General features: G+C 37.2%; 14 protein-coding genes. 1 reads left to right on the top strand and 13 read right to left on the bottom strand.

Annotation, left to right across the window (positions count from 1 at the left end; all coding sequences use genetic code 11):
• Positions 1–13: 13 nt before the first annotated feature.
• Genes R1X58_RS03440 through msrB form a run of 3 tightly spaced genes read right to left on the bottom strand, consistent with a single transcriptional unit; the run spans position 14 to position 2,576 of the window.
• Positions 14–1,576 (bottom strand): protein adenylyltransferase SelO, encoded by a 1,563-nt coding sequence (locus R1X58_RS03440; protein ID WP_240571955.1) that lies wholly within the window; start codon positions 1,574–1,576, stop codon positions 14–16.
• 2 nt (positions 1,577–1,578) lie between these two features.
• Entirely contained in the window at positions 1,579–2,118 is a 540-nt protein-coding gene (gene msrA, locus R1X58_RS03445) for a peptide-methionine (S)-S-oxide reductase MsrA (protein ID WP_240571956.1), read from the bottom strand.
• Positions 2,118–2,576, bottom strand: coding sequence for a peptide-methionine (R)-S-oxide reductase MsrB (gene msrB, locus R1X58_RS03450; protein ID WP_240571957.1), 459 nt, complete (start codon positions 2,574–2,576; stop codon positions 2,118–2,120). Before msrB ends, msrA begins: the two co-directional genes overlap by 1 nt.
• Before the next feature lie 340 nt (positions 2,577–2,916).
• Between msrB and R1X58_RS03455 the strand changes: the two genes are divergently transcribed.
• A complete protein-coding gene (locus R1X58_RS03455; RefSeq protein ID WP_240571958.1) occupies positions 2,917–4,563 on the top strand; it encodes a sodium/sugar symporter in 1,647 nt (548 codons plus the stop codon).
• Positions 4,564–4,639: 76 nt separating this feature from the next.
• Here R1X58_RS03455 and araA read toward each other — a convergent pair whose 3' ends face one another.
• The 10 genes from araA to R1X58_RS03505 form a co-directional block, all read right to left on the bottom strand.
• Entirely contained in the window at positions 4,640–6,145 is a 1,506-nt protein-coding gene (gene araA / locus R1X58_RS03460; RefSeq protein WP_240571959.1) for an L-arabinose isomerase, read from the bottom strand.
• Positions 6,146–6,174: 29 nt separating this feature from the next.
• Positions 6,175–7,740 carry a solute:sodium symporter family transporter gene (locus R1X58_RS03465; protein WP_240571960.1) on the bottom strand — a complete coding sequence of 522 codons (1,566 nt, stop codon included), beginning with the start codon at positions 7,738–7,740 and terminating at the stop codon, positions 6,175–6,177.
• A gap of 41 nt (positions 7,741–7,781) precedes the next feature.
• Positions 7,782–8,489 carry an L-ribulose-5-phosphate 4-epimerase gene (locus tag R1X58_RS03470; RefSeq protein ID WP_317293017.1) on the bottom strand — a complete coding sequence of 236 codons (708 nt, stop codon included), beginning with the start codon at positions 8,487–8,489 and terminating at the stop codon, positions 7,782–7,784.
• A 1-nt stretch (position 8,490) separates the two neighbouring features.
• Entirely contained in the window at positions 8,491–10,167 is a 1,677-nt protein-coding gene (locus tag R1X58_RS03475) for a ribulokinase (protein ID WP_240571962.1), read from the bottom strand.
• A gap of 142 nt (positions 10,168–10,309) precedes the next feature.
• A complete protein-coding gene (locus R1X58_RS03480) occupies positions 10,310–10,987 on the bottom strand; it encodes an NUDIX hydrolase (protein WP_240571963.1) in 678 nt (225 codons plus the stop codon).
• Between the two features lie 18 nt (positions 10,988–11,005).
• Positions 11,006–11,662 (bottom strand): fructose-6-phosphate aldolase, encoded by a 657-nt coding sequence (gene fsa, locus R1X58_RS03485; RefSeq protein ID WP_240571964.1) that lies wholly within the window; start codon positions 11,660–11,662, stop codon positions 11,006–11,008.
• A 16-nt stretch (positions 11,663–11,678) separates the two neighbouring features.
• Positions 11,679–13,721 (bottom strand): transketolase family protein, encoded by a 2,043-nt coding sequence (locus R1X58_RS03490; RefSeq protein ID WP_240571965.1) that lies wholly within the window; start codon positions 13,719–13,721, stop codon positions 11,679–11,681.
• Between the two features lie 231 nt (positions 13,722–13,952).
• Positions 13,953–14,288, bottom strand: coding sequence for an L-rhamnose mutarotase (locus R1X58_RS03495; protein ID WP_240571966.1), 336 nt, complete (start codon positions 14,286–14,288; stop codon positions 13,953–13,955).
• Positions 14,289–14,291: 3 nt separating this feature from the next.
• The gene (gene fucP, locus R1X58_RS03500; RefSeq protein ID WP_240571967.1) at positions 14,292–15,599 is read right to left on the bottom strand and encodes an L-fucose:H+ symporter permease; all 1,308 of its coding nucleotides are present in this window, start codon (positions 15,597–15,599) and stop codon (positions 14,292–14,294) included.
• A gap of 31 nt (positions 15,600–15,630) precedes the next feature.
• A complete protein-coding gene (locus R1X58_RS03505) occupies positions 15,631–16,422 on the bottom strand; it encodes an SDR family oxidoreductase (RefSeq protein ID WP_240571968.1) in 792 nt (263 codons plus the stop codon).

Genomic DNA, 16,422 nt, shown 5'->3' on the forward strand with positions numbered 1-16,422 from the left:
CAAAGTTACAAAATTAAGAACTACAGGATAACATAGAACAGCCAACTTTGTGCCTTGCCCATTCTGGGCGTTTCACAAACCATTTTTCCTGACTTGGTTGTTCGTCATAAGGCTGTTTTAACAGCTGAAACAACTCGTCTATTAATTTATAATCTCCATTATTGGCGGCATCGATAGCCAGTTGTGCCATATAATTTCGGAGTACGTATTTGGGATTTATCTTATTCATTTTTACCTGACGCTCTTCATCAGATAAAGATTCCTGTTGTAATCGGTCTGCATAACGTTGAAACCATGCCTGCCATTTATTAATAACTTCACCGGTTAATTCTGAAGGCGCATAAAAAGCTTGCTCAACCAATCGGGTACCTTCCAGATAATTTTCTTTTTTAAACAGCCCCAGGTTTCTAAAGAAAATGGTCATATCGGTTTCTAACAACAACAGATTATCTTCGAGATCCTGAATTAATGATTTATCGAAAACATCTTCATTTTCTAATCCAAGTTTGCTTCGCATCATTTCAAAAGATTTCTTATCAAAATCTATTTTGTAAGCATCTAAAATAGCTTCCAAAGGTTCTGCTTCTTCAATTAATGGATACAATGCATTTGCCAGCTTAAAGAGATTCCAAAGACCGATGTTGGGTTGATTACCGTAGCGATAGCGCTTATGCTCTCTATCGGTTGTATTTGGCGTCCAGCCATAATCGAAGCCTTCCAACCAACCATAAGGTCCGTAATCTATGGTTAATCCTAAAATAGACATATTATCGGTATTCATAACCCCATGAACAAAACCTACACGTTGCCAGTGAATAATCATTTCCAACGTACGATTCGTTACTTCTTTAAAGAAAGCCAGATAGGTTTCTTTACCTGGTTCACCTAAGTCTGGATAATGCTCTTTTATGGTAAAATCAACTAATTTCTTTAAGTTATCAACATCTTGTCGAGCAGCAAAAATTTCGAAGTTACCAAAACGTAAAAAACTTGGTGAAACACGCGTAACAATGGCTCCTTTTTCGTAAGCGGAATTACCATTATACAACATATCTCGCATAACCTGATCGCCTGACAAAGCTAAAGACAAAGCACGAGTAGTTGGTACGCCCAGATAATGCATCGCTTCGCTACAAAGATACTCTCGAATAGATGAACGCAAGACCGCTAATCCATCAGCTGTTCTGGAATACGGTGTCTCTCCTGCTCCTTTTAGCTGAACGGCCCAACGTTGATTATTATGATTAACCTCAAATAAATTAATGGCTCGCCCGTCACCTAATTGCCCTGCCCAGCTACCAAACTGATGTCCGCCGTAGCACATGGCATAAGGTTTTGTATTTTGATAGATTTCATTACCTGTGAACACCTTTAAAAACGTGTCGCTTTCAACATCCGTTTTTGACAAACCCAGGTTATCCAACATCGCCTCAGACACATGAAGTAACTTTGGGTTAGCTGTCTGTTTTGGTGCAACAAACGAATAGCACGCCTGTTCTACCTGACGCCTTGAATTTTCCTGTATCGCATCGGCAGGTAAACTATTTATGAATGTATTATCTATTTTAAGGTTCATTCTTATTTTAATTTTTCGGCATGGATTTTCCTAAGCTTCACCAGTTTAGGTGTAATTACGGCACTACAATACATTTGTTCCTGATTGTTAGCGTAGTAATTTTGATGATAATCCTCTGCTTCATAAAAAACACCTAACGGACTAATTTCTGTTACAATAGAATTATCATAATATGGCGCCATTTCTTCAACAACAACTTCAGCCATATCCTTTTGCAAATCGTTATGAAAATAAATCACTGAACGGTATTGTGTCCCAACATCGGCTCCTTGGCGGTTTAAAGTGGTCGGATCATGACTCGTCATAAACACAAGTAATAAATCTTGATATGATACCATATTTGCATCAAACGTAATTTGAACCACTTCAGCGTGACCGGTTAACCCTGAACACACTTCGCGATATGTTGGTTTTCCTGGAGCTGTTCCACCGGTATAGCCCGACACAACCTTTTCAACACCTTTTATTTCATTAAAAACAGCTTCGACACACCAGAAGCAACCTCCACCAACAGTCATTAATTGTAATGCTTTATTTCCCATTAATTTGATTCTTCTACGGTTTGTAATGTTAATGATTCGGAATTTACGCAGTAACGCAATCCACTTGGTTCCGGTCCATCTGGAAATACATGACCTAAATGTGCATCGCAGGTATTACACATAATTTCTACGCGAACCATTCCGAATGACACATCTTTTTCATATTTAACAGCATTGGATTTAATAGGTTGTGTGAAACTTGGCCACCCTGTTCCTGAACTAAACTTAATCGTAGAATCGAATAACGGCGTATCGCAACATACACAATTATATTTCCCTTCTTCATAAGATAAACAAAGCGCTCCGGTGTGTGGCGCTTCGGTACCTTTATGGCGTGTAATTCTATATTGTTCAGGTGTTAATTGCTCCTTCCATGCTTCTTCTGTTTTTTCAACTCGAGTATCTGGTTCTGGGTTACCATTAACCGCAAAATTTATAATGTCTTTCCAAGTCAACATAGGCTTGTTTTGTTTCTTTAATATTAATGCTTCACAAAGTTAAAGAATAGTCGATAGAACTAGAGCTTCCTTACTATTATTCATTGAATTATACCAAAGGAAAAAGCTGTACGTTTTACTAAATGCAAGACATAATCTATTAAAATTGGATTTTTTTCATTTTTTTGAGAGGTTCACAGGTAAAAAAGCATAAAATCATCTACCAAAAATCCTTTTGCCTGTATGTAAAATAATTCCTCATTATTTACAGAGAAATTAAAAGAGAATTTGAATTTAAAACCCTATATTTCAACTACAAAAACCAACTTTATTTTATCCTTAATTAAACTAAAAAATCAATATGACATCAGGATTTGAAACATGGGACTATGCTGTATTTATAGCATATGCCATATTAATTTTAGGTGTAGGCCTATGGGTATCGCGAGACAAAGGCGAACATCAAAAAAATGCAGAAGACTATTTTTTAGCAAGTAAATCGCTACCTTGGTGGGCCATTGGTACATCACTTATTGCTGCAAATATTTCTGCGGAACAGTTTATTGGCATGTCTGGCTCTGGATTTGCCGTTGGTATTGCCATAGCTTCCTACGAGTGGATGGCAGCCCTAACACTTATTATTGTAGGAAAATATTTTCTGCCCATTTTCATCGAAAAAGGTCTTTACACAATTCCAGAATTTGTTGAAAAACGATTCTCTACGAACCTAAAAACCATATTAGCTGTATTTTGGATTGCTCTCTACATATTTGTAAACTTAGCATCTGTTTTATACTTAGGAGGCTTAGCCATCGAAACAATAATGGGTATTGATATGATGTATGCCATTATTGGGCTAGCCCTTTTTGCAGCTGCCTATTCGCTATACGGTGGTTTATCGGCTGTAGCCTGGACCGATGTCATACAAGTAGTTTTCTTGGTTTTAGGAGGTCTAATTACTACCTATCTAGCTTTAAATACGGTTTCTAATGGGGAAGGCATTTTAGTAGGCTTTTCAAAGGTTGTTGAAGCTGCTCCGGAAAAATTTCATATGGTTCTTGATGAATTTAATTCCGATGGTAGTGTAAACTCCAACTATCTGGATTTGCCTGGAATATGGGTATTAATTGGCGGATTATGGGTTGCCAATATTTATTACTGGGGATTCAACCAGTATATTATTCAACGTACATTGGCTGCGAAATCACTTAGAGAATCGCAAAAAGGAATTCTTTTAGCAGCATTTCTTAAAATAATAATTCCATTAATTGTGGTTATTCCTGGTATAGCAGCGTATGTTATGGTTAATGACCCTGAGATTATGTCGAATTTGGGAGATCTAGCCCAAATGAATATGCCAAGTGAAACCCAGGCTGATAAAGCCTACCCTTGGTTACTACAATTTTTACCCACTGGACTTAAAGGTGTGGCATTTGCAGCCTTAGCTGCAGCTGTAGTTTCCTCGTTAGCTTCTATGCTTAATTCTACCGCTACCATTTTTACAATGGATATTTACAAACAATACATTAATAAAAATGCCAACGATAAAACCACGGTTAATGTTGGACGTATAACCGCAGCTATAGCTTTACTTATTGGTGTAATAATGGCACCTTTATTAGGAGGAATCGATCAGGCATTCCAGTTTATTCAAGAATATACAGGTATTGTAAGCCCAGGAATTTTAGCGGTATTTATTCTCGGACTATTTTGGAAAAAAACAACAAATAAAGCAGCCATATTTGGAGCCCTTTCATCTATACCAATCGCTTTAGGTTTAAAATTTTTACCTATCCCTGGTTTAGAACCATGGATGCATCAAATGGGTATTACCGCATTATTAACCATGTTAATAATTGTTTTGGTGAGTTACTTAGAACATAACGGTCAAGATGACGCTAAAGGCATAAAACTAACAAAACAACTATTTCAAACGTCACCACTTTTTAATGTTGGCGCCTTTGCAATTTTAATTATTCTAACGGTATTGTATAGTCTGTTTTGGTAAAGACATACAAAAAAAACAAAGCCACTAAGATTTAAACTCCTAGTGGCTTTTTTTATTTTCAAAAATTCTATTTTTATTAGAATCCTTTGTTTATTGCATAAGCTGCGTCATTCCAACGTAACTCTTGCTTAAATCTGTATAAATCGGTTTTCTCATCGATTAATAAGAATTCAATATCCATAATATCAGCATAATCTTCTAGGGACTCTGCAGATATATTCTGACTGTAACATGTATGGTGGGCACCACCAGCATGAATCCAAGCAGCAGCAGCTGTTTGTAAATCTGGTTTCGCATCCCAAAGCACGCGAGCTACTGGTAAGTTAGGCATTTCGTCTTTAATTTCAACAGCTTCAACTTTGTTTACTAACATTCTGAAACGGTTACCCATATCAACAACAGAAGCATTTAAAGCTTTACCAGCTGCACTGTTGAATACTAAACGAACAGGATCTTCTTTTCCACCGATTCCTAACGGGTGAATCTCGCAAGACACATCGCCTTTAGCAATTGTAGGACAGATTTCTAACATGTGTGATCCTAAACACGTCGTATTTTCTGGATCGAAGTGGTACGTGTAGTCTTCCATGAAACTGTTACCACCTTCAAGACCAGCTCCCATAACTTTCATAGTACGCACTAAAGCAGACGTTTTCCAGTCGCCTTCGCCACCAAAACCGTAACCGCTTGCCATTAAACGCTGCGTTGCGATACCTGGTAATTGTTTCATACCGTGTAAATCTTCGAATGTATCAGTGAATGCAGAATACCCACCGTTCTCTAAGAATGCACGCATACCTAGCTCAATTTTAGCCGCATCTCTTAACGATTGACGCATCGCGCCATCAGCTTTAATTTTTTGAGCCATTACATAAGTATCGTCGTACTCTTGTACTAAACGGTCTACTTGTGCATCGGTAATTTGATCAACGAAATCTACTAAATCTCCAATTCCGTAACCGTTAACTTCGTATCCAAATTTAATTTGAGCTGATACTTTGTTTCCATCGGTTACAGCAACCTGACGCATGTTATCACCAAAACGAGCCACTTTCATACGACGGCTATCTGCTACGGCATTAGCCACACGACACCAGTCTGCTACTTGTTTGATAACTTTTTCATTTTTCCAGTGACCTACAACCACTTTACGGTTTTTACGTAAACGCGATACTAAGAACCCGAACTCACGGCCACCATGTGCCGATTGGTTTAAGTTCATAAAGTCCATATCGATAGTTCCCCAAGGAATATCTCTATTAAACTGCGTATGTAAGTGCAAAAATGGTTTTTGTAAAGCCGTTAAACCAGCAATCCACATTTTTGCCGGAGAGAACGTATGCATCCAAGTAATAATACCAATACAGTTATCATCGTTATTTGCAGCTTTGCAAATCGCGTGAATCTCATCTGCCGTCTTAACTGTTGGCTTAAAAACTACATTTACCGGAATCTCAGCATTTGCCGTATAGGCATTTGCAATTTCTTGTGAATGTTCAGCAACCTGTTTTAAGGTTTCAGGTCCGTACAGGTGTTGACTTCCTGTTACAAACCAAACTTCGCCTTGTTTAAAATTAATCATTATTTATAAAAAATAGTTTTTGTTAATTGTTATGATAAATAAATGTAAAGCGCTATCACAGCCGCAACAACAGCAAAACCAACTGGCTTTAAATACTGCCAAGGCGTAATATCCACTTGTTTTGTATACTCCTGATTGTAGTCTGTTTCTCTTGGTATAAAAGAACTTACTACGTACATGATGATTACTGTCAATACAAACAAAATACCCATTAAGTGTAAGAAACTAATATCTGGCTTAATAACGTATAAAGTTGTTAAGTATGTTACCACACTAAATAAGATCGATATGTTGGCCGCCTTTCCTGATACTCTCTTCGAAAAGATTCCAACTAAAATAATAGCTAAAATTGGCACACTGTGTGTTCCGTTTAACTCTTGTAAATACGTGAAAATTCCACCTTCAACACCATATAATAATGGCGCAATTGCCATAGAGAATACAGCTAAAACAATTCCGAAGATTTTACCGGCTTTTACCACTTGTCTTTCTGAAGCATCGTGGTTGATATATTCTTTATAGAAATCTAAACCGAATAAAGTAACCGAACTGTTTAAGGCACTATTGAAAGAACTTAAAATCGCACCGAAAAGTACAGCTGCAAAGAACCCGATAAATGCTACCGGTAATACCGCTTTTACCACCATTGGATAAGCTTCATCGGCATTTGCTAAGTCTCCATTAAATAAATAAAATGCAATAATACCTGGAAGTACTACGATAAATGGTCCTAAAATTTTAATGAATGCAGCTAATAATAATCCTTTCTGACCTTCTTTTAAGTTTTTAGCTCCTAAGGCTCTTTGAATAATAGCCTGATTGGTCCCCCAATAGTAGAAATTTACAATTAACATGCCTGTAAATAAGGTTGCGAAGGGTACATCAGAATCTGGTCCACCAATAATATTAAATTTCTCAGGTAATGTTGTTGTTAATGTTTTTAAACCTTGAAAAACACTTCCATCGCCGATTTTCATTAAACCGAAAATTGGAATTAACGACCCTCCTATGATTAAACCTACGGCATTAATAGAATCGGATACAGCTACCGCTTTTAATCCACCGAAAATCGCATAGATACTACCAATAATACCGATAGCCCAAACCGTAACCCATAATGCTGGTTCCGGATCCATTCCTAACATTTCAGGAATATCAAACATGGTATTAATAGCTAATGCCCCAGAGTACAATACTGTAGGAAGCATTGAGATAGCATACCCTAACAAGAATAATAATGAGACAATTGTTTTTGTGCTCTTACCGTAACGGTTTTCCAAAAACTGAGGAATGGTTGCAATACCACTTTTAAGGTACTTAGGTAATAAAACAAACGCTGTGAACACCATTGCAATGGCTGCTACAACTTCGTAAGCCATAATTGGAATACCGTCTCTAAACGACACACCATTCATTCCCACAATTTGTTCTGTTGATAAGTTAGTAAGTAATAGCGACCCTGCAATTACAGGCCCTGTAAGACTCCTTCCTCCTAAGAAATACCCATCAGATGAATTCTCATCTGTTTTTCTTGTTGACCACCATGCAATTACAGCAACCAACAAAGTAAAAGCGACAAAAGATAAAATACTCATAATAGTTTATTTAGTTTTAGTTATTAGAAATTATTACGCCATTAGCACCCCTGACCATAATAAGCATCTTTTCCGTGTTTACGTTCAAAATGCTTTTTCTTCAAGGCATCTTTTAAAATAGCTGCATTAGGGTTAATTTGCAAGGTTAAGTAAGCCATTCTTGCTACTTCTTCACAAACGGCGCTATTATATACTGCTTTTGCCGCTGTCGCACCCCAAGTAAACGGCGCGTGATTTCCAACAAGTATCATACCTACTTCGTTGTAATCTAAATTACGCTCATTAATACAATCTATAATTTGATACCCTGTCATGTGCTCATAATCACCCGCAATATACTCATCTTTCATTGGCGGAGCACATGGAATATCAGAAATTAGATGATCGGCATGTGTGGTTCCAAAAATCGGAATATCCTTGATAGCCTGAGCCCAAGCAGTACCATAGGTTGAGTGTGTATGTACTACACCTCCAATTTTATCCCACTCTTTATATAAAACGGCATGTGTTTTAGTATCTGAAGACGGTCGCATAGATCCTTCAACAATCTTAGCATCGAAGTCACAAATCACCATATCTTCAGGTTTTAATTCCGAATATGGTACACCACTTGGTTTAATAGCAAAAACGCCTTTATCACGATCTACAGCACTGGCATTACCAAATGTAAATAGCACTAAGCCTAACTCCGGAAGCTGCATATTTGCTTCGTAAGCTTCTTCTTTTAATGATTTATAGCTACTCATAATCTTATTTTTTCATTATGTGGTTTTCCATAGCAACACATAGTTCACTATAGTCGTTATATACTTTTTTATAAGCCTCAACATTTTCTTGAATTGGCTCATACACTTTCTCAAACGGACTTGCCATTGCATCCATAGCTGCTTCTGTATTAGCATGAACTCCAGCAGCAACAGCTCCAAATACTGAAGCACCTAAAGCACAAGCCTGCTCTGACTTAGCTACTTTTATTGGTGCATCTAAAACGTCGGCCATGATTTGCATCACTAAATCTGATTTTTTAGAGATACCCCCAATAGCAATTACACCGTTAATAGCGATACCTTCTTCAACGAATCGATCGGCAATTTTTTTAGCACCGAAACAAGATGCTTCTACTAATGCTCTGAATACTTTTGGAGATGTACTTCCTAAGTTAATTCCTGAAATCACACCTTTTAAGTTCTGATTTGCATCTGGCGTTCTTCTACCATTCATCCAATCTAAAGCCAACTCACCTGAAGCACCAATTGGTTCTTTTGCCGCAGCTTCGCTTAATTTTGGTAAAATGTTTCCTAAAGCTTCTTCAACTAATTGTGCTTTAACTTCTTCTGAAATTAAATTTGTACCACCAATAAGTTCTTTAATTGGCCAGGCAATTAAACGCTCATACCATGCGTAAATATCTCCAAAAGCTGACTGACCAGCCTCAAGACCTAACATACCTGGAATAACAGAACCATCTACTTGTCCGCAAATACCTTTTACCAAATGTTCTTCATCCTGCATTGGTGTTACCACGATATCACAGGTAGACGTTCCCATCACTTTTGTTAAGTGGTAAGGTTCAATATTCACCCCAACAGCTCCCATATGACAATCGAAAGCTCCAACAGCAACTTCTACATTGGCAGGTAACCCTAAACGGTTTGTCCACTCTTCTGAAAGTGTTCCAACTGAGACATCAGAGGTGTAGGTATCTTTAAACAATCTATCGGTTAATCCATCTAAAACAGGATCTAAAGCTACAAAGAAATCGTTTGGTGGTAATCCGCCGAAAGACTCATGCCATAAGGCTTTATGACCGGCAGCACAACGGCTACGTTTCATTTGTGTTACATCGTCTCCTCCCGTTAATAAAAACGGAACCCAATCACAATGTTCTACCCATGAATAGGCTGCTTCATGAACGGCCTTATCTGCTCTTGAAATGTGTAATATTTTAGACCAAAACCACTCTGAAGAATAGATTCCGCCTTCATATTTAGAATAATCAATATCCCATTTTGCACAAAGGGCATTAATTTCGTCTGCTTCTTTAATTCCTGTGTGATCTTTCCAAAGTACGAACATCGCATTCGGGTTTTCTTCAAAACCTTCCAACAATGCTAATGGCGTACCAGTTTTATCAACAGCTACTGGCGTAGAACCTGTTGTATCTACTCCAATACCTACAATGTTATTTACAACATCTTCACTAACCTGAGCTACTACCGATTTAATGGTAGCCTCTATACCTTCAACATAATCTAAGGGATGTTGTCTAAACTGACTTTCCGATGGAACGCAATATTTCCCTTCTTTCCATCGTGCATAATAATGAACTGCTGTAGCCAACTCTTCACCGGTAACTGTGTTAACAATTAACGCTCTAACCGAATCTGACCCGAAGTCCATTCCTATGGTGTATTTTACATTATTCATAATATGAATATAACAATTTTAATTATTCTTCTTTTCTAAAGAAATAAGCATTGCAATATAACATTTATTTTAAAAGTGTAACACTCACACTTTTAAAAATTTAGTCAAAAAAAATAACTTATTAAAAGTTATTTTTTTTGTGTTATAAATTGAAATTCAATTCTTTGTTATAAAGTTCTTCGTCAAACTGATAGAAATAAGCACCTTTTCTGGATTCAGACATGTCTTTTTCTTCTAATCTAACCAAGTAATTCATCTGTGATACTTTCCTTCTGAAGTTTCTTTTATCAAGTTGCTCACTTAAAATACCTTCATACAGCATCTGTAACTGCGGTAAAGTAAATTTAGCCGGTAATAAATTAAACGCTATCGGGAAATTTCTAACACGACGTCTTAAACGTCGAATTGCGGATCCTACCATCTCACTGTGATCGAAAATAAGCTCTGGTAATTCTTCAATTGGAAACCACTTAGCATCGTATTTACCTACACGTTCCTCGTTATACTCCGATTTTAAAATCATCGCACTATACGTGGTAGATACTACGCGCCCTGAAGGGTCTCTATCTGCCTTACCAAATGTTCTTACCTGTTCCATATAGATATTCTCTAATCCGGATAAATCATACAGAACACGATTAGCAGCATCGTCAATATCTTCATCGTTACCAACAAAACCACCAATTAAAGACCATTTACCTTTTTCGGGTTCAAAACCACGATGTACCAGAAGTAACTCCAGCCTGTTGTTATTAAACCCGAAAATGATACAATCTACAGCGAGCTTAATTTGTTGTTTTTGTTCCAATATCTTATTCACAACAAATTAGTCTTACTATTATTGATTTCCTTTTTTGTAATCCTCTAAGAACTTAGCTAAACCGATATCTGTTAAAGGGTGTTTTAATAATCCTGTAATAGACGATAAAGGTCCTGTCATCACATCACTACCAATTTTAGCACAGTCGATAACGTGCATTGTGTGACGGATTGAAGCCGATAAAATTTGTGTTTCGAAACCGTAGTTATCGTAAATCTGTCTGATTTCAGCGATTAAGTTTAATCCATCAGTAGAGATATCATCTAAACGCCCTAAGAAAGGAGATACATAAGTTGCTCCTGCTTTAGCAGCTAATAATGCTTGCCCCGCAGAGAATACTAATGTTACATTTGTTCTGATGCCTTTATCTGAAAAATATTTACATGCTTTAATACCATCAGCAATTAAAGGTAATTTAACCACGATTTGTGGGTGAAGAGCAGCTAAAGCCTCTCCTTCTTTTACCATTCCTTCAAAGTCTGTAGAAATTACCTCAGCACTAACATCACCATCAACAATATCACATATCTTTTGGTAGTGTGCTAAAATATTTGCTTCACCAGTAATGCCTTCCTTCGCCATTAAAGATGGGTTAGTTGTAACACCATCTAATACCCCTAAAGCCTGTGCTTCTGCAATTTCGTCTAGGTTTGCTGTATCAATAAAAAATTTCATTTTATATCCTATTTTATTAGTTGTTATATGCTTTTAAATACTCTAAAACCTGTTGGCTTACCTGTGGTCCTGTAAATCCGAATTTCTCATCAAGAACACCTGCAGGGGCAGAATATCCGAAGTGATCTAATCCGAATACTTTACCTGCATCACCTACTAAACCTTCTAAGTTTACCGGTAAACCAGCTGTTAAACCAAACAATGGTTTGTTTTTAGGAATCACGCTGTTTTGGTACTCTTTAGATTGAAGTCTGAATACCCCTTCTGAAATTACTGAAGCAATATTCACTTTTAATCCGTTTTCGTTTTCTAAAATTTCAGCAGCAGCTACTAAAGTTGACACTTCCGATCCGTTAGCGATTAATACTACGTCTGGATTTTCAACTTCTTTCACTAAATATCCACCTTTTTCAGCAGCTAAAGCTTCGTTATATCTTGAATCTCCCTGTGCCGGAACATCTTTAATGTTTTGTCTCGATAAGATTAAACCTGAAGGTGTCGTTGTATTTTCTAAAGCCATTTTCCAAGCTACAGAAGTCTCGGCAGCATCAGCAGGACGTAACGCTAAGAAACTTGGTTTTCCGCTGTGGTTTTTAAGCTTTTCTAATAAACGAATTTGAGCTTCCTGCTCGATTGGCTGGTGTGTTGGACCATCCTCTCCTACTCGGAACGCATCGTGCGTCCAAACATACTTAACTGGTAATTCTTGGATACCACTTAAACGAATGGCTGGCTTCATGTAATCTGAGAATACGAAGAAGGTTGCCACAACAGGAATAATACCACCGTGTAATGCAATACCGTTAGCGATAGATGCCATAGTTAACTCGGCAACACCTGCTTGCAAGAATCCTCCAGAGAAATCACCTTTTTTAAGTGCGTGTGATTTCTTTAAGAAACCATCTGTTTTATCTGAATTTGATAAATCGGCAGAAGACACAATCATGTTTTCAACGTTTTCAGCTAAATAACCTAAAACTGTTGAAGATGCCACACGAGAAGCTACACCTGGTTTTTGCTCGATTGCCGAGAAATCTAATTCTGGCAATTGACCAGAGAAGAAGAAATCTAATTTTTCAGCTAATGCAGGATTTGCAGATCTCCAAGCGTTAATTTCAGCTTTTTTCTCTGCTGCCTGAGCTGTTTTTTGAGCAAGAATATCTTTGTAGAATGCTTCAACTTCCGGATAAATATCAAACGGTTTTTCTGTATCTGCACCTAAATTTTCCATGGTTTTAGCATAATCTGCACCTGTGTGTCCGATTGGCTGACCGTGTAATTCACAGTGACCTTCAAACATACTACCATCGGCAGCTACACAACCTTTACCCATAATCGTTTTACCGATAATTAAGGTTGGTTTTTCTGTTTCAGCGTTAGCATCTTGTAATGCTTTACGAATTTCGTCGTGGTTGTGACCATCGATGGTTACAACTTTCCATCCCCAAGCTTCATATTTCATTGCAGTATCTTCAGTTGTTACCTCATCTGTTGAAGTTGATAGCTGAATATCGTTAGAATCGAAGAACATGATAAAATTACTTAATCCTAAGTGACCTGCAATACGACCAGCACCTTGAGAAATCTCTTCCTGAATACCACCATCTGAAATAAATCCGTAGATTTTGTGGTTCATCCAGTCTCCAAATCGTGCCTGTAAAAATTTAGCAGCGATTGCAGCTCCAACTCCCATAGTGTGTCCCTGACCTAATGGTCCAGATGTATTTTCAATACCTCTTTTAACATCTACCTCTGGGTGACCTGGTGTAATAGAACCCCATTGTCTAAAATTAGCTACATCATCCTTTGCATAATTCCCTAATAGATAATACTGAGCATACATTAATGTAGATAAGTGCCCTGCATCCATGAAAAAGCGGTCTCTAAACGGCCACTCCATATCGGTTGGATCGAAGTTAAAGAACTCTGAATAAAGAATGTGCATGAAATCTGCACCTCCCATTGGTCCTCCAGGGTGTCCTGAATTTGCTTTTTCTACCATCGCTACAGCCAATGCTCTGATATTATCTGCTGCCTGCTGATCTAATTTTTTGTTCATTTTAATTTAGTTAATTTAATAGTCAACGTCTTAGTTTGTTGAACGCATTTAAAATAATTGTGCAAAAATAAAAAAACATTTTACCTAAAGCCTATTTTAAACGCATTAGAATTTGATATTCACAAATATATAACATTTATTTTATAAGTGTACTATAAACACTTATAAAATTTTTGACGAGTTTTTAAAAAAACTAAAATTTTATTTGAAACTTATTAAAGTAAAATTCTGTTAAAGCTTGAAAATACTATCGAGAAGCATCCATTTTTCACCGGGTTTTGCCATAGGTAATTCCTGCTGAAATTTCCACATAAAATTTTCCCATTCCTGAACTTTTGGATTATTTATATCCATTTCTGCTTTCTTATCGAAAGAAAAATCATCGTTCACTTCCATAATCATGAACAATCTATTTTCAATATTGAAGATTTCCATGTCCTCTATACCGGCTGCCTTTATACTTTCTAATATTTCAGGCCATACGTTTTTGTGAAGCTTAATATATTCAGCTATTAATTCAGGATTATCCTTTAAATCACAGGCGAGTGCGTATCGTTTTGTTTTCATCTTTTAAAAATTCTTTTTATATACCATTATACCATAATAACCAATAATGAGGAAACATGAAGCTGGCAATATGAATGAAAAATTAACTTCAGGTACGCCTAAAATTTTAATATCAGTATAACCAACGCCACCCATATCTAAAATTAAGCCTTGTAACGTAGGCATTAAAGCTCCACCAACAATAGCCATAACTAAAAAGGCTGCACCAAACTTAGCATCTTCACCTTGTCCTTCAAGCGCAATACCATAAATGGTTGGGAACATTATTGACATGAAGAATGAAATACCAACTAAAGCGTAAAGTCCGATCATGCCGGGAACAAAAATTGTAGTTAAAGTACAAATCAATGCACCTATTGAAAAATAAAACAACAGCCTTCCACTGTTAATATATTTTAAAAGGGCTGTACCAACCCATCTACCGGTCAAAAATATCACTAAGGCACTTATACCATAAGTCACTGCCGATTGATTATCGATACCGATAGACTCCGCATATTGGTACAAGTATGTCCAGCACATGATTTGTGCACCCACATAAAACGCTTGGGCAATAACACCCCAAACAAACTTCTTTGAAGAAAATAAACGTTTTATAGAACCGACTACAGACACTTTGGTTTCCTGCTCTTTATTTTGAGGCATTTTCATCATGGCAATCAGAATAAAAAAGCCAATAACAACCACACCTAATAATACATACGGATTACGAATAACCTGTAAATCGGCAGTTCTAATCACTGACTTGGAAGCTTCATTTAAAGTTTCAAAAACCGAAGTTCCATCAGCATTTAAATCATCTGATTGAAGCGAACCTAAAATAAACTTTTGAGCTACAATTAATCCGCCTAACGCTCCCATTGGGTTAAACGCCTGTGCCAGATTTAAACGCTGGGTAGCTGTTTCCTCCGCTCCCATAGAAAGAATATACGGATTCGCAGTGGTTTCTAAAAACGCCAATCCGAAAGTTAAAATATAAAGCGCAGCTAAGAAGAATCCAAAAGCTTCAAATTCGGCTGCCGGATAAAACAAAAGTGCTCCAATCGCGTACAGTGCTAACCCCAATAAAACACCTTTCTTATAAGAATATTTATTTACGAAAATTGCCGCGGGAAGCGCCATGGTAAAATACCCGCCATAAAATGCCATTTGAACCAGAGAAGCCTTAAAATTATCGAGTTCTAATACTTTTTTAAATGCTGAAACCATGGGGTTTGTAATATCGTTTGCAAATCCCCAAAGGGCAAATAAAGAAGTAATTAATATAAACGGAACGATAACAGTTTTCGCTACCACTGGTACTTTAGCCATAATGTCTTATTTAGTTTTGTTGAATTTTTAATTATTCGGTTAATAACGATCGGTCTAAGTGAACATAACCACCATCTACAAAAATGAATTGTCCTGTAGTATGCGACGATCTGTCTGAAATGGTAAACAAACAGGTATCTGCAATTTCTTCAGGCGTTGTCATACGGTGTTCTAAAGGAATCTTCTTCACGATAGACTGCAATTTCTCCTCACCGTTTTCAAGAGTTTTAATCCAGGTGTCGTAAGCCGGTGTCCAGCTTTCTGCAATAATAATCGCGTTTACACGGATGTTTTCTTTAATTAAATCGACAGCCCACTCGCGTGTTAAACCAAGTACGCCTCCTTTTGAAGCTGCGTAACCCGATGTTCCACCTTGTCCCGTCATTCCAACTTTAGAACCGATATTTAAGATATTTCCTTTAGACGCTTTAATGTATGGTAAACAATACTTCGTCATTGCAAAGAAACTAACTAAATTTAGTTTCAACGACCACATAAAATCGTCGATTGACGCATCTAATCCTGCACCGTCATTAACCCCAACGTTGTTAATCAGAGCATCAATTCGTCCGTATTTTTCAGCAATGGTTTTTACTGCCGCTTCAATTTGAACAGGATCGGTTAAATCGGTTTTCACAAAAATTGAATCGACACCACGTTCCTGTAATTCCTTTTCGTAACCAAAACCACGATCGTTTCTACAAACAATCACTGGAATAGCGCCTTCATCAGCTAAACGCTGAACAATAGTTTCACCAATACTACCTTTAACTCCGGCAGCACCAGTAACTACAACTACTTTGTCTTTTAAATGTAAATCCAT

The sequence above is a fragment of the Aestuariibaculum lutulentum genome (genome assembly GCF_032926325.1).
GTDB lineage: Bacteria > Bacteroidota > Bacteroidia > Flavobacteriales > Flavobacteriaceae > Aestuariibaculum > Aestuariibaculum lutulentum.

Coding starts and splice junctions, on each gene's coding strand:
- R1X58_RS03475 (WP_240571962.1), bottom strand. CDS start 10,167: ATGAATAATGTAAAATACACCATAGGAATGGACTTCGGGTCAGATTCG.
- R1X58_RS03490 (WP_240571965.1), bottom strand. CDS start 13,721: ATGAACAAAAAATTAGATCAGCAGGCAGCAGATAATATCAGAGCATTG.
- msrA (WP_240571956.1), bottom strand. CDS start 2,118: ATGGGAAATAAAGCATTACAATTAATGACTGTTGGTGGAGGTTGCTTC.
- R1X58_RS03455 (WP_240571958.1), top strand. CDS start 2,917: ATGACATCAGGATTTGAAACATGGGACTATGCTGTATTTATAGCATAT.
- R1X58_RS03495 (WP_240571966.1), bottom strand. CDS start 14,288: ATGAAAACAAAACGATACGCACTCGCCTGTGATTTAAAGGATAATCCT.
- R1X58_RS03465 (WP_240571960.1), bottom strand. CDS start 7,740: ATGAGTATTTTATCTTTTGTCGCTTTTACTTTGTTGGTTGCTGTAATT.
- araA (WP_240571959.1), bottom strand. CDS start 6,145: ATGATTAATTTTAAACAAGGCGAAGTTTGGTTTGTAACAGGAAGTCAA.
- R1X58_RS03505 (WP_240571968.1), bottom strand. CDS start 16,422: ATGGATTTACATTTAAAAGACAAAGTAGTTGTAGTTACTGGTGCTGCC.
- fucP (WP_240571967.1), bottom strand. CDS start 15,599: ATGGCTAAAGTACCAGTGGTAGCGAAAACTGTTATCGTTCCGTTTATA.
- msrB (WP_240571957.1), bottom strand. CDS start 2,576: ATGTTGACTTGGAAAGACATTATAAATTTTGCGGTTAATGGTAACCCA.
- R1X58_RS03440 (WP_240571955.1), bottom strand. CDS start 1,576: ATGAACCTTAAAATAGATAATACATTCATAAATAGTTTACCTGCCGAT.
- fsa (WP_240571964.1), bottom strand. CDS start 11,662: ATGAAATTTTTTATTGATACAGCAAACCTAGACGAAATTGCAGAAGCA.